The sequence below is a fragment of the Pseudomonas fluorescens genome, from assembly GCF_040448305.1.
In the GTDB taxonomy this organism is placed as follows: Bacteria; Pseudomonadota; Gammaproteobacteria; order Pseudomonadales; family Pseudomonadaceae; genus Aquipseudomonas; species Aquipseudomonas fluorescens_BH.
The window spans coordinates 380,898-395,006 of record NZ_CP148752.1 but is presented as its reverse complement, the minus strand read 5'-3'; the positions used below and the strand labels follow the sequence as shown (position 1 = coordinate 395,006).

Below are 14,109 nucleotides of genomic sequence, written 5' to 3'. Positions count from 1 at the left end.
CTGTAGGAGCGAGCCTGCTCGCGATGGCGGTGTACCAGCCACATCAATGTCGGCTGATCCGCCGCCATCGCGAGCAGGCTCGCTCCTACACTTCATCATCCGCCCATATATCGGGCAGCGCCTACAGAACCTCGCACCCCTGCCGATACATCCCCCATAAAACCAAATTGTGGTCCAGGGAGTTTCAGCATGTACCAATGGCTAGCCGAGAATCTGGGAAACGTCAGCGTCAAACGCAAGCTGGGGATCGGCTTCGGCCTGGTGCTGTTACTCACCCTGCTGATCACCTTCACCGGCTGGAGCGGCCTGAGCGGCGTGACCAGCCGTGGCGATAAACTGGGGTTCATCGCCAGTCTCAACGACCTGACCAAAGACCTGCGCATTGCCCGCCTGGATTACGAGATGCGTCGCGGTGAACAGGGTCCCGGCGCCGTCAACGATCTGTTGGGCAAGCTCGAAAGCGGCCTGCAGACTGCCCGTGGCCTGATCGAGCAACCGGCCGATACGGCCATGGTCGATCAACAACTGGCCGCTGTCGCCGAATACCGTCGTGCCTTCAACGACATGACCCAGGCCGGCGCCCAACGTGAAGACGCCCGCAGCAAACTCGGCGCCACCGCCGACAATGCCGTGACCCGCGTCGCCGAAGTGGAAAAATCCATACTCCAAGGCGACAGCGTGGCGGCGTTCAACAGCGTGATCGACCTGAGCAAACTGATCCAGCAGGCGCGTTTCCAGGTTCGCGGCTACACCTACAGCGGCAAGAGCGAAGCCGAACAGCCAGCCCTCGACGCGATCGACAACGCCCTGAAGAACCTCGAGAGTCTGCCGGCCAAACTGCCTGAAGAACACATCGCCAACCTGCAACAGGCGACTGATTCACTGAAGGCCTACCGTGCCGCCGTCAGCCAGTTCCGCGACTCCCAGGTGGCCAGCGCCAAGGCCCTGGTACGCATGTCTGCCCAAGGCGACATCCTGGTGGACATGAGCCAGAAACTCACCGTCTCGCAAACCGTCGTGCGCGACACCGACGCCGCCCATGCCAAGAACATGCTGACCCTCGCCACCGCTCTGGCCATCGCCTTCGGCCTGCTGGCCGCCTGGGCGATCACCCGGCAGATCATCATTCCATTGAACCAGACCCTGGTCGTGGCACAGCGCGTCGCCAGTGGCGACCTGACCCACAACCTGACGTCGCAGCGCCGCGACGAACTCGGCCAGTTGCAGCGTGCCATGCAGAGCATGACCCAGGGCTTGCGCGAACTGATCGGCGGCATCAGCGATGGCGTCACGCAGATCGCCAGCGCCGCCGAAGAGTTGTCAGCCGTCACCGAGCAGACCAGCGCCGGAGTCAACAGCCAGAAGGTCGAGACCGATCAGGTCGCCACTGCCATGAACGAAATGGCCGCCACCGTGCAGGAAGTTGCGCGCAACGCCGAAGAAGCCTCCGAAGCCGCCGTCGCCGCCGACCAGCAAGCTCGTGAGGGCGACAAAGTGGTCGGTGAAGCCATCGCCCAGATCGAACGCCTGGCCAAGGAAGTCGGTCACTCCACCGAGGCCATGGGCGAACTCCAGCGCGAAAGCGACAAGATCGGCAGCGTGCTCGACGTCATCAAGTCCGTGGCCCAGCAAACCAACCTGTTGGCGCTCAACGCCGCCATCGAAGCAGCCCGCGCCGGTGAAGCCGGACGTGGTTTTGCCGTGGTCGCCGACGAAGTCCGCAGCCTGGCCCAGCGCACTCAGAAGTCCACCGAAGAGATCGAAGAGCTGATCGTCGGCCTGCAAAACGGCACCCAGCAAGTGGCGACCATCATGGACAACAGCCGCAGCCTGACCGACAGCAGCGTAGAGTTGACCCGCCGCGCCGGCGGCTCACTGGAAAGCATCACCCGCACCGTCTCGGCGATTCAGGCAATGAATCAGCAGATTGCTGCAGCCGCTGAACAGCAGAGCGCCGTGGCTGAAGAGATCAACCGTAGCGTGCTGAATGTGCGGGATGTGTCGGATCAGACGTCGGCGGCGAGTGAAGAGACGGCGGCGTCCAGCGTTGAGCTGGCGCGGTTGGGGACGCATTTGCAGATGCTGGTAGGGCGGTTCAAAGTTTAAAAAACCTTGCAGCTTCGCCACGTGTCGATATGAGCCGGTCGGCGCTCCCCGCGCCGACCGGTTTTTTATGTGTAGAGTCCGATAAATCAATTTGCCAAACCGCAAGTCAAACTTACCAAACCCATCAAAATAAATACCCATTACAACTAATAGCCCTAAAAACTGTACACCCCTCCAAATCAGGACTCCTTATCCTGCCCGCATCATCTGCACAAATGCATCGACTTTAAATTTGAACTTCTAAATTTTCCTTCGTGACCATACTTTTAGCACCACGGAAAAGTCATCTTCTAAAAACCTCAAGAAAAACTAACCACCTCACAACATTTTTATCTGCATGCTAGTTTAACTTCTCAATTAACAACATCGACCGCACTCTTTGCACTGCCTGGCAACTTACTAATTATTCAGCAGCAGATACGGTCGACTTATTTCACAAGGAGTGAAGTATGAACATCTCCCCGATCACCTCCAACAGCATCCCCAACAACGCCTGGATGACATCCATTTACGAAAAAATCAAAAACATGCGGGTTCATCAACTCGCATTACCCTCTGCGCATAATTCCGGCATGGACCGCGGGTCGGTGGATCCCATTGGCGGACATTGGGCGGCCTGCCAGGATAATATTTTTCTGACTCAACTCAATCAGGGCGCCCGCGTTCTGGATTTACGCATTGTCGACAATAGTTACAAAAAGGATACTGGCGGAGGCAAAATGCCGAGCTACAAGTTCACCGAATTATTTCAATGCAGTCATGTACTCGACGGCAGAAATATCGACCCATGCATTTCAGCCGTCCGCTCTTTCGCAGAAAATAATTACGGTGAACTGGTAATACTGGACATCCACAGTTTCGACACAGGCAGAAATCTGAAAAACAGCTTGGAGCGCTTCAAAAAAAAGTTAAGCCAACTCAATCACCTGCTTATTCCTCCGGCCGCCCGTCAACTTACCCTGGCCGAAATCAAACGGAATTATCCCAATAATAACGTGATCATTTGTTGGAATGGCGGAGCGTACTGGGACAACATCAGGCATTTGTGGACCGGCAAAAACCTCACGTCCAGGGCAGACCTCGAAAGCTTTATTGTGAACACAGCCAGGAAAGAGGCCTCGACCTCAGCCATGACATCCCTGTCGGCTACCGTTTACGACCCCATCGGAGGGCCCGTACGTCTCCCGCGTAATACCACGGTGTGGGCAGAGGTGTTCCACCCCCAGCATCAGGTGTTCAACATCATCAACGCCGACTTCTTTCAGGATACGGGCATTGTTGAGCAATGCATTGCGTTGAATCTGGCCAGGTCTGGCCAGTAAGCGGCGGGCACACCGCTGCGGCATTCTTTGGCTTGAGGAATACAAAGCAAAAGATCGCAGCCTTCGACCGCTCCTGCAGAGTTTGCGTACACCTGCAGGAGCGACCGAAGACTGCGATCTTTCTTGATCAACATCCCCGCTCCAGAGTCGGAGCGGGGGGGCTTTCATCAGGCCGGCTGGGCCTGCACGCCCAATGGCTTGAGCGGCAGCAACGGTGCATGGGGATCGGCCTTCACCGACTTGCGCCAGGCACCCAGCCACTCGGCGTGACCTTCGCTCCAGACCTGCTCATGCAAGCGGGCCAGGGCCACCGGATCGCTCAGCAGTTGCACACGCTCGTTATTGGTCAGGCCTTCAGGCCCGACTTTCATCGCGTGCCGCACCCGCTCGATCCGCAACCACTCAATCGGCTCAGCCTGATTGTGCCGGGAAGTCGCCAGCGAGCACGCCAGGGCGTTCTGCTGTGGATCGACCACCGAACGGACGAAGCCGTCGTTCAGCGCATGCCAGCGGTTTTCGTGGGTGTACTGGTCGGTGGCCAGCAAGGCCTGCGGCGGATTGTATTCCTCAGGAATCAGGAACAGGCTCTCGTCACGGGACTTCAGGCCCAAGCCGACACGGCTGGAGATCACCGAGACCGGGATCGACAGCATCAACGAACCGACGATCGGCACCAGCCACCACAGGAAGCTCGGGTTCAGCCAGATCACCAGCAGTGCCCAGAAGAAACCCAGCAGCGTTTGCGGGCCGTGGCGCTTGACCGCTTCGCTCCATGGCGTGGAGTCGTCGTCACGTTGTGGCGAGTTCCAGGTCGCGGCCCAGCCGAGGAACGCGGCGAGGACGAAACGGGTGTGGAAGATCATCCGCACAGGCGCCAGCAGCATGGAGAACAGCATCTCCAGCAGCATCGACAGGGTCACCTTGAACTTGCCGCCAAACTCTTTCGCACCCTTGGCCCAGATCAGGATGATGCTCAACAGTTTCGGCAGGAACAGCAGCACGATGGTGGTCGAGAACAGCGCAATCGCCTTGTCCGGGTGCCATTGCGGCCACAGCGGATAGAGCTGGCGCGGTTCGAGGAAGTACTGCGGCTCCATCAGCGTGTTGACCGCCAGCAGCGCGGTCGACAGCACCAGGAAGAAGAACCACAACGGCGCCGACAGGTAGGACATCACACCGGTCAGGAACACCGCGCGGTGCACCGGGTGCATGCCCTTGACCAGGAACAGGCGGAAGTTCATCAGGTTACCGTGGCACCAACGACGGTCACGCTTGAGTTCGTCCAGCAGGTTTGGCGGCAGTTCTTCATAGCTGCCCGGCAAGTCATAGGCAATCCACACGCCCCAGCCGGCACGGCGCATCAACGCGGCTTCAACGAAGTCGTGGGACAGGATCGAGCCGGAGAACGCGCCTTTACCCGGCAACGGCGCCAGGGCGCAGTGGTCGATGAACGGCTTCATGCGGATGATCGCGTTGTGGCCCCAGTAGTGCGACTCGCCGAGCTGCCAGAAGTGCAGGCCGGCGGTGAACAACGGGCCATACACGCGAGTGGCGAACTGCTGCATGCGCGCATACAGGGTGTCCATGCCCGACGCCCGTGGCGCGGTCTGGATGATCCCGGCATCCGGCGTGGCTTCCATCAGGCGCACCAGACTGGTCAGGCACTCGCCGCTCATCACGGAGTCGGCGTCGAGTACGACCATGTACTTGTAGTCACCACCCCAGCGACGGCAGAAGTCGTCGAGGTTGCCGCTTTTACGTTTTACGCGACGACGGCGGCGACGATAGAAGATCTTGCCGAAGCCCCCGGCTTCACGGCAGACGTCCAGCCAGGCCTGTTGCTCGGCGACACAGATATCGGCGTCGTTACTGTCACTGAGGACGAAGAAGTCGAAGCGGTCCAGGTCACCCGTGGCCGCCACCGACTCGAAGGTCGCCCGCAAGCCGGCGAATACCCGTGGCACGTCTTCGTTGCAGATCGGCATCACCAGGGCGGTGCGCGCATCCTTCGGAATCGGCTCGTTGCCGGCACTTTTACCGGAGATACGGTATTTATCGTGGCCGGTCAGCAATTCGAGGAAGCCCATCAGCGCGGTCCAGAAACCGGCTGATACCCAGCAGAACAGAATCCCGAACAGGATCAGGATGCTGGTCTGCAAGGCGTACGGCAGCACTTGCGTGGCGGTTTGCAGCAGCGGTTGGTGCAGCACTTCGTTGAGGTCGACGAACGACCAGCCCTGGTACGGCATGATGCCTTTCATGTACCAGCCGGCGACGATGGTCTGGCCAAGCATCAGCAGCAACAGAATGTAGCGACGGATCGAACCCACGGTACGCCAGCGCGCGGCCGGCAGTACACGTTCGTCCTTCGGCGGCTTCGGCGGGTTGGTACGACCGGTCATCCGGCGCCAGCCACGCACCAGAATGTTGGTGCGCCACGGCTCCGGCACAACCTTGGTCCGCCGGATCGGCGGAGTCGCCTTGAGGCAGACCCGGCCGTTGGCGTCGAGCACCAGCATTTCCGCGTCCTGCAGCTCTTCGGCAGTGCTCAGCGTCAGGCGTTTGCCCACCGAAGCCTGGGCGGCTTCGGTCGGGGCGTCGAACATCGACGATGACAGGCGTTCATGCAATTCGCTGAAAGACTGGCAGCCCGCGAGTTCCGCGCGCTGCTGGTCGGTCATCGGCAGATGCGCCAGATACTCGGAAAGAGTTTCTGGCCGTACTTGTGAGTTACTCATCGGCAGGCAACTGATAGCTCCAGGTCTCGGTCAGGACTTCTTCAGTCGGGGCCGATTCCGGTGTGGCTGGGGCCGCGTCGGCAGCGGCAGGCTGCTTGGCGTCTTGATTGGCCTTGTCCTTGGCATCTGCTACAGGATTCGCTTCGGCCTGCTTGGCCTCCGCTTGCCTGGCTTCCTTGTCCGCTTTCTCTTGTTGCTTGGCGGCAACCTTGTCGGCCTTGGCAACCGACGAGTTCGACGACGGAATCGAAGTCTTGGACAGATCCGCCGGCACGATGTTCTGCACCAGCGCGGCACGCATCTCGGTGGACTTGCTCGGATCCTTGATCTTCATCCGCAGGGTCAGGCGCCAGCCCTTGGTTTCAGGGTTGTAGCGCACGCTGTTTTCCACCAGCTCGGCGTTGTCGCCGACGCTGACCTGGCTGCGAACTTCCGTATCGGCCGGCAATGCCGCCAGGGACGGGCCTTCGAAGTCCACCAGGTAGGCAACGCTGCCGTCCGGCTGACGAATCAGGTTGGATTGTTTGACGTCACCGGTGGAACGCAGGGTCTGTTTGACCCAGGCGCTGTCCGGCGCGTGAATCGAGGCTTCATCCATGGTCCAGTGCATACGATAAGCGACATCGAGCGGCTGGCCAGGTTCCGGCAATTTTTCCGGGTTCCAGAAGGCAACGATGTTGTCGTTGGTTTCGTCGGCGGTCGGAATTTCGACCAGGTCGACTGTGCCCTTGCCCCAGTCACCCTTCGGTTCGATCCAGGCGCTTGGGCGCTTGTCGTACCGGTCGTCGAGGTCTTCGTAGTGGCTGAAGTCGCGGCCACGTTGCAGCAGACCGAAGCCGCGCGGGTTTTCCACGCTGAAGTTGCTCACGGCCAGGTGTTTCGGGTTGTTCAGCGGACGCCAGATCCACTCGCCGTTGCCGGCATGGATCGCCAGACCGCTGGAGTCGTGCAGCTCGCGACGGTAGTTCAGTACTTTCGACGGCTGGTTGGCGCCGAACAGGAACATGCTGGTCAACGGAGCGATGCCCAGTTTGCCGACCTTGTCACGCAGGAACATCTGCGCCTTGACGTCGACGATGGTGTCGCTGCCCGGACGCAGGGTCAGGCGATAGGCGCCGGTGGCACGAGGAGAGTCCAGCAGGGCGAAAATCACCAGGTGCTTGTCGCCTGGCTTGGGCTGCTGAATCCAGAACTCGCGGAAACGCGGGAATTCTTCGCCAGACGGCAATGCGGTATCAAGCGCCATGCCGCGAGCGGACAAACCATAGACGTGACCCTTGCCGACGACGCGGAAGTAGCTCGCGCCAAGCATGGTCATGATTTCGTCTTGCTTGTCGGCCTTGTTGATCGGGTACAGCACACGGAAACCGGCATAACCCAGTTGTTCAGTGGCCTTGGGATCGAACTGCATGTCGCCGAAATCGAAACGACTCGGGTCGTACTTGATCTCTTCGACGGTGTTCGTGGTGATTTCGTTGATTTTCACCGGCGTATCGAAATGCATGCCCTGGTGATAGAAGGACAGCTTGAACGGCGTCTTCTGATCGGCCCACTCGGCTTTTTCCGTCAGAAAACGAATTTTCTGATAGTCCGCGAATTTCATGTCGCGGAACTCGTTCGGCAGGTTACTGCGCGGCGCTTCGTATTTCTGCGCGGCCAGCTCTTTTGCCTTGGCCGATACATCATCCAGACTGAATGCCCAAAGCTGACCGGCGCTGAGCAGGCAGAGCAGTGCAGAACCCGCTACCAGGGCGCTGCGTAACCGTTTGGCAGACAATTTTGGTGCGTTACAGGGACTAACAATCACGAGCAACCCTCGCCGAAAACAGATCAAAAAACCAACGGCCAGTTAAAGGGCCTGCACGGTGTACGGTATGAAAAAACCGCCCTTGCAAACCACTCTTGCCAAGTTGGCGAGCATTGTTCCGACTCCGCTGGGGCGAAATGATTCCCCAATCGGATCCGGACAAGTCTCTACCTAAGTCAAAATGGACCAACGAACGCTGATCCCCGTAGCGCGGGATTATCTAGTAGGCCGCGTTACAACGCATCAGGGGTAACAAAGTATTTATCGCGAAAAAGCCCTGTTTTCAGTCGAAATGAACGTAAAAACTTGTTTCAAACGCTTTCAGGTCTGTAACAGGAAGGTTACCGGGCCATCATTGACCAGGTGCACCTGCATATCCGCGCCGAATCTACCTGATGCCACAGTGCCATGCACCTGTTTCGCTTTGTTCAATAGATAGCCGAATAGTTCCTCGCCCAGCGCCGGAGGGGCCGCGGTCGAGAAACCCGGACGCAACCCGCTTTTGGTATCGGCAGCCAGAGTGAACTGAGAGACCAGCAGCAGCCCGCCGCCCACATCCGCCAAGGACAGATTCATCTTGCCCTCAGCGTCACTGAATACCCGATAGTTAAGCAGTTTATTAAGAAGTTTGTCGGCGCTGGCCCGCGTATCGTCGGGCTCGACGGCTACCAGGACCAGCAATCCCTGATCGACGGCACCCACGATCTCGCCCGCGACCTCGACTCGTGCGCCGCGCACCCGTTGCAGCAGGCCCTTCATGCTTCTTCAGGCGGCAGGTCGAGCAGACGCCGGGCCATCTGATTGGCGGCGCGTACCAGCGCGTCGGTGATGCCCGGCTCGGAAGCGGCATGACCGGCATCGCGGATGACCTGCAGTTCGCTGTTCGGCCAGGCCTGATGCAATTCCCAGGCGTTATCCAGCGGACAGATCACGTCATAGCGGCCATGGATGATCACGCCGGGCAAATGGGCGATCTTGCCCATGTCGCGGATCAACTGGTTCTGCTCCAGGAAGGCGTGGTTGCTGAAGTAGTGGCATTCGATGCGGGCAATCGACAACGCACGTTGTGGCTCGGAGAAACGGTCGACCACCAGCGGGTTGGGACGCAGGGTCGCGGTGCGGCCCTCCCAGGTGGACCAGGCCTTGGCCGCGTGCATCTGGGCGATCTGGTCGTTGCCGACCAGGCGCTTGTGGAACGCGGTGAGCAAGTCGTCGCGCTCGTCCAGCGGGATCGGCGCGATGTAGTCCTGCCAGTAATCGGGGAACAGGCGGCTGGCGCCGGCCTGGTAGAACCATTCGATTTCCTGCGGACGGCAGAGAAAGATCCCGCGCAGGATCAGGCCGTGTACCCGCTCAGGATGGGTTTGCGCGTAGGCCAGCGCGAGGGTCGAACCCCAGGAGCCGCCAAACAGCACCCATTTGTCGATGCCCAAGTGCTGTCGAATCCGCTCCAGGTCGGCGACCAGATCCCAGGTGGTGTTGTTTTCCAGGCTGGCGTGAGGCGTGGAGCGACCGCAGCCGCGCTGATCGAAAGTGACAATGCGATAGAGATTCGGATCGAAGAAGCAACGACTCTGGGCATCACATCCGGCACCGGGGCCGCCGTGGATGAACACCACCGGCAAACCTTCCGGTGAACCGCTTTCGTCGACATACAGCGTGTGGGTTTCGTCGACGGCCAGATCGTGCCGGGCGTGGGGTTTGATCTGCGGGTACAAAGTCTGCATTGCGCACTCCGTAAGGGGTCGAGGTCATCCCTGGGGGGACTTCTATTATTCTGCCGTCCGGCATCATAAACCCGAATTACGTTAATGAGCATGCCCGTGCAGAGTCAGAGTTTTGCCGACAGATATCCGAACAAGGTTTCGTACAGCGCATCGACCTCGGCTGCCTGCCCTCGGGCCCGCAAACAGCCATGGACCAAGCCCTCGCCGACATACAGCGTGGCAACCACGCCCGAGGCATTGAGTCGCTCGGCATACAGCACGCCGTCATCACGCAACGGGTCGAATTGCGCCACGGCGATCAATGCCGGTGGCAGTGCGCTGAAATCCGTGGCGAGCAATGGCATGGCGTAGGCGTTCGGATGACGGGTGCCTTGCAGGTAAAGCGCGTGATAGCAATCGACGTCACTGCTGCTGAGTAACGGCGCGTCGATGCACTCACTGCGCGACGGCAGCCGGTGATCGCCACCCAACCCCGGATAGATCAGCACCTGCGCGCACGGCAGCGGCTCGCCGGCATCGCGCAACGCCAGGCACAACGCCGCCGCGAGGTTGCCACCGGCACTGTCGCCGGCCACCAGCGTACGCGCAGGATCGAGTTGAAACGGCCCGGTGCGCAGTGCTCGCCAGACCTTCAGGCAATCATCGAACGCGGCGGGAAACGGATGCTCCGGTGCCCGGCGGTAATCGACGGCGATCACCCGTACACCGAGTGTCGATGCCCATTCGGCGCAGATGAAATCGTGGGAATCCAGGTCCCCCACCACCCAGCCGCCGCCATGCAGATAAACGATACACGACGCACCGCTGGCCGGTGGCTGATAGGAACGAACAGCAACACCGGCCAACTCGAAATCGACCACATGCAACCCGGCGGGGCGTGCCGGGGTAAACGCCCGGCACATATCGCTGTAGGCCTGGCGCAACCCGTTGATACTGCTGTCGGTGCTGTTGAAACTCAGGGTTTTGTCGACGAATGCCGTCATTTGCCTGGAAAGCGGGTAAGGAGCCATGAGCCTGGTGCTCGTTCAGGGAAATGTGTGGGACCCCACCCTGTGGGAGCGAGCCTGCTCGCGAAGAGGCCGGCACATCCAACATCAATGTTGACTGTCAAACCGCCTTCGCGAGCAGGCTCGCTCCCACAGGTCTTGCACAGATCAGACGAGGGTCAATTCTTCAGGCTGGTCTGAACCGTGGCCACGCCATCCTTGCCATCGAAACTGCTGACACCGGCCAACCAGCGCTGCAAGTCTTCTGGATGGTCACGCAGCCATTTTTTCGCGACATCCTGAGCCGTTTGGCGCTCCATGATCGGCACCATCAACTGGCTTTCCTGGGCGGCGGTGAACGTCAGGTTTTCCAGCAGCCGATTGACGTTCGGGCAGCGCTGGGCGTAATCCGGCGCAGTCACGGTTGAGACCGTCGCGGCGCCTTCATTCGGCCCGTAGACGTCTTCGCTGCCGGTCAGGTAGTCGATCTTCATGTTGATGTTCATCGGGTGCGGGGTCCAGCCGACGAACACCACGAACTCCTTGCGGTTCACTGCCCGCTGCACGGCCGCGAGCATGCCGGCTTCACCGGACTCGATCAGTTTGAAGTCCTTGAGGCCGAAGTGATTGGTTTCGATCATGGTCTTGATCGTGGTGTTGGCGCCACTGCCCGGCTCGATGCCGTAGATCTTGCCGCCGAGCTGATCCTTGAATTTGGCGATGTCGGAGAAGGTTTTCAGGCCGGCCGCTGCCACATAGTCAGGGACCGCGAGCGTGGCTTGGGCATCGGCCAGGCTCGGTTTGTCCATGACCTTGACCTGATTGGCAGCCACGAAGGGTGCGATGTTTTTATCCATCGCCGGTTTCCAGTAACCAAGGAAGATGTCCAGTCGCTTGTCGCGGATGCCGGCGAAGATGATTTGCTGCACGGCGCTGGTTTGCTTGCTTTCGTAGCCCAGACCATTGAGCAGCACATCGGCCATGCCACTGGTGGCGATCACGTCGGTCCAGTTGACCACGCCCATGCGCACGGTTTTGCAGGAAGCGTCGTCCGCGGCCATGGCGCCGGCGCTCAACAGAGCGGTACCGCAGAAGATTGAGAGACAGCGGGTGAACAGACCTTTGGGGCTTGTCATGGATAGCATTCTCGTGCGGCAGCGGATTATTGTCGGGGCGGTGTCTTTGTGCACCGTGGCCAGAACATTACGCAGCAGACGAGTGGTGAAAGCGAACTGTGGCGACCGTGTTTTGCACGGTGGCGACTGTCATGTGCAGATGTTGAGGCATATGAAAACCTGTGGGAGCGAGCTTGCTCGCGATGAGGCCATAACATCCGACATTAATGTTGCCTGACAGTACGCCATCGCGAGCAAGCTCGCTCCCACAGGGTTTTGCGACAGTATTAACGGTTGTAGTGCTTCTCGCCCCAAGCCAACAGCCCTTGCAGCAACTCCTTCAACACCACCCGCGTCGGCTCCGCCAGGTCCGGGCGATAGCGGAACGGCTCGAATTCTTCCATGTAGGTGCACTGACCCAGTTCCAGTTGCACCGCGTGGATGTTCTCGGCCGGATTGCCGTAATGGCGGGTGATGTGCCCGCCCTTGAAGCGCCCGTTGAGTACGTGGGTGTAATTGTCGTGAAGCGCGCAGATCGCTTCCAGTCGCGTCGCAAGCTGTGGATCGCAACTGGCGCCGTTGAAGGTGCCGAGGTTGAAGTCCGGCAACTTGCCGTCGAACAGGTGCGGGATGATCGAGCGGATCGAGTGCGCATCGAACAACAGCGCGTAGCCGAACTCGGCTTTCAAACGCGCCAGTTCCTGCTGCAGGGTGCTGTGGTACGGCGTCCAGATCTGCTCAAGATAGGTCGCGCGCTCATCGGCAGAAGGCTCCAGGCCTTCGCGGAACAACGGTATGCCGTCGAACAACGTGGCCGGATACAGACCGGTGGTCGCGCCGACGTACAACGGCTTGTCGTCGGATGGCCGGTTCAGGTCGATGACAAATCGCGAGTACTCGGCGGCCAAGGTGCTGGCACCCAGTTCAGCGGCGAAATCGTACAACTGCGGAATGTGCCAGTCGGTGTCCGGCAGGCTTTTCGCATCGGGGATCAATCCGGTTTCGACCGCAGGCGTCAGGCGCACACCAGCGTGGGGCATGCTGATCAGCAGCGGTACGCGGCCTTGTTTGAAGTTCAGAACCTTATCCACAACAGATCTCCTACAGACTTGATTCGACGCCGTGGCGCACGACGCGTTTTTCCAGGTCGCCGCCCAGCCAGTAACACAGGTCGGCCGGACGATCGATTTGCCAGGCGACGAAATCCGCAACCTTGCCGACCTCCAGTGAGCCATGGGTGTCGGCCATGCCCAGCGCGGTGGCGGCATGAATCGTCGCGCCGGCCAGGGCTTCTTCCGGGGTCATGCGGAAACAGGTGCAAGCCATGTTCAGCATCAGGCGCAATGACAGTGCCGGCGAGGTGCCCGGGTTGAGGTCGCTGGCGATGGCGATTTTCACGCCGTGTTTGCGCAGGGCTTCCATCGGCGGCAATTGGGTTTCGCGCAAGAAGTAGAAGGCGCCGGGCAACAGCACCGCAACCGTGCCGGACTTGGCCATGGCGATGGCGTCGTCCTCCGTCATGAACTCCAGGTGATCGGCGGACAACGCGTGATAACGCGCCGCCAGGCTCGATCCATGCAACGACGACAACTGCTCGGCGTGCAGCTTCACTGGCAGGCCCAGTTCCTGGGCGGTTATGAACACCCGCTCGACCTGCGCCGGGGAGAACGCCAGGTACTCGCAGAACGCGTCCACCGCGTCCACCAATCCCTCGGCAGCCAGGGCCGGGAGCATGTCGGCGCAGATGTGATCGATGTAGTCGTCGGCGCGATCGACGTATTCCGGTGGCAGGGCGTGAGCCGCCAGGCAGGTGCTGCGCACGCTGACCGGCAGTTCGGCGCCGAGGCGACGGGCCACGCGCAGCATCTTGCGCTCGTTGGCCAGGTCCAGGCCGTAGCCGGACTTGATTTCGACGCTGGTGACGCCATCACGCATCAGGCTTTTCAGGCGTTTGGCGGCACTGGCGAACAACTCGTTTTCGCTGGCGGCACGGGTGGCGCGCACAGTGCTGGCGATGCCGCCACCGCTGGCGGCGATTTGCGCGTAGCTGACGCCTTGCAGGCGCTGTTCGAATTCACCGCTGCGGTTACCGCCGAACACCGTGTGAGTGTGGCAGTCGATCAGGCCCGGTGTGACCCAGGCCCCGTTCAAATCATTGACGGCCGGGTACTCGCCCGCCGGCAACTCACCGCGCGGGCCGATCCACTCAATGTGCGCTCCTGACGTCACGATGGCCGCGTCCTCGATGATCGAGTAGACGCCTTGTGCCATGGTTGCGACGTGGCAGTGTTGCCAGAGAGTTTTCATC

General features: G+C 60.2%; 10 protein-coding genes. 2 read left to right on the top strand and 8 right to left on the bottom strand.

Translation table 11 applies throughout. From position 1 onward, the window contains the following. The first annotated feature begins 189 nt into the window (after positions 1 to 189). Both WHX55_RS01765 and WHX55_RS01760 read left to right on the top strand, forming a co-directional pair. Positions 190 to 2,106, top strand: a complete 1,917-nt coding sequence (locus WHX55_RS01765) for a methyl-accepting chemotaxis protein (protein WP_353741919.1) — start codon at positions 190 to 192, stop codon at positions 2,104 to 2,106. Positions 2,107 to 2,555: 449 nt separating this feature from the next. Further along, positions 2,556 to 3,428, top strand: a complete 873-nt coding sequence (locus tag WHX55_RS01760) for a hypothetical protein (protein WP_353741918.1) — start codon at positions 2,556 to 2,558, stop codon at positions 3,426 to 3,428. A 167-nt stretch (positions 3,429 to 3,595) separates the two neighbouring features. Here WHX55_RS01760 and mdoH read toward each other — a convergent pair whose 3' ends face one another. The 8 genes from mdoH to hutI all read right to left on the bottom strand — a co-directional run bounded on the left by mdoH (position 3,596) and on the right by hutI (position 14,108). Continuing rightward, positions 3,596 to 6,166 carry a glucans biosynthesis glucosyltransferase MdoH gene (gene mdoH, locus WHX55_RS01755; protein ID WP_353741917.1) on the bottom strand — a complete coding sequence of 857 codons (2,571 nt, stop codon included), beginning with the start codon at positions 6,164 to 6,166 and terminating at the stop codon, positions 3,596 to 3,598. After that, on the bottom strand, positions 6,159 to 7,973 hold the full coding sequence (locus WHX55_RS01750) for a glucan biosynthesis protein G (RefSeq protein ID WP_150755660.1): 1,815 nt from the start codon (positions 7,971 to 7,973) through the stop codon (positions 6,159 to 6,161). Before WHX55_RS01750 ends, mdoH begins: the two co-directional genes overlap by 8 nt. A gap of 321 nt (positions 7,974 to 8,294) precedes the next feature. Then, on the bottom strand, positions 8,295 to 8,732 hold the full coding sequence (gene dtd / locus WHX55_RS01745; protein ID WP_150726551.1) for a D-aminoacyl-tRNA deacylase: 438 nt from the start codon (positions 8,730 to 8,732) through the stop codon (positions 8,295 to 8,297). After that, the gene (pip, locus tag WHX55_RS01740; RefSeq protein WP_150726550.1) at positions 8,729 to 9,700 is read right to left on the bottom strand and encodes a prolyl aminopeptidase; all 972 of its coding nucleotides are present in this window, start codon (positions 9,698 to 9,700) and stop codon (positions 8,729 to 8,731) included. The genes dtd and pip overlap by 4 nt, the downstream gene beginning before the upstream one ends. A gap of 104 nt (positions 9,701 to 9,804) precedes the next feature. Beyond that, positions 9,805 to 10,710, bottom strand: coding sequence for an alpha/beta hydrolase (locus WHX55_RS01735; protein WP_353741916.1), 906 nt, complete (start codon positions 10,708 to 10,710; stop codon positions 9,805 to 9,807). Between the two features lie 155 nt (positions 10,711 to 10,865). Next, positions 10,866 to 11,822: a choline ABC transporter substrate-binding protein gene (locus tag WHX55_RS01730; protein WP_353741915.1), complete on the bottom strand. Its 957-nt coding sequence runs from the start codon at positions 11,820 to 11,822 to the stop codon at positions 10,866 to 10,868. A 266-nt stretch (positions 11,823 to 12,088) separates the two neighbouring features. Beyond that, a complete protein-coding gene (hutG, locus tag WHX55_RS01725) occupies positions 12,089 to 12,892 on the bottom strand; it encodes an N-formylglutamate deformylase (RefSeq protein WP_150755657.1) in 804 nt (267 codons plus the stop codon). 10 nt (positions 12,893 to 12,902) lie between these two features. Next, the gene (hutI, locus tag WHX55_RS01720) at positions 12,903 to 14,108 is read right to left on the bottom strand and encodes an imidazolonepropionase (protein ID WP_353741914.1); all 1,206 of its coding nucleotides are present in this window, start codon (positions 14,106 to 14,108) and stop codon (positions 12,903 to 12,905) included. Position 14,109: the final 1 nt, after the last annotated feature.

Coding starts and splice junctions, on each gene's coding strand:
- WHX55_RS01765 (WP_353741919.1), top strand. CDS start 190: ATGTACCAATGGCTAGCCGAGAATCTGGGAAACGTCAGCGTCAAACGC.
- WHX55_RS01760 (WP_353741918.1), top strand. CDS start 2,556: ATGAACATCTCCCCGATCACCTCCAACAGCATCCCCAACAACGCCTGG.
- mdoH (WP_353741917.1), bottom strand. CDS start 6,166: ATGAGTAACTCACAAGTACGGCCAGAAACTCTTTCCGAGTATCTGGCG.
- dtd (WP_150726551.1), bottom strand. CDS start 8,732: ATGAAGGGCCTGCTGCAACGGGTGCGCGGCGCACGAGTCGAGGTCGCG.
- pip (WP_150726550.1), bottom strand. CDS start 9,700: ATGCAGACTTTGTACCCGCAGATCAAACCCCACGCCCGGCACGATCTG.
- WHX55_RS01735 (WP_353741916.1), bottom strand. CDS start 10,710: ATGGCTCCTTACCCGCTTTCCAGGCAAATGACGGCATTCGTCGACAAA.
- WHX55_RS01730 (WP_353741915.1), bottom strand. CDS start 11,822: ATGACAAGCCCCAAAGGTCTGTTCACCCGCTGTCTCTCAATCTTCTGC.
- hutI (WP_353741914.1), bottom strand. CDS start 14,108: ATGAAAACTCTCTGGCAACACTGCCACGTCGCAACCATGGCACAAGGC.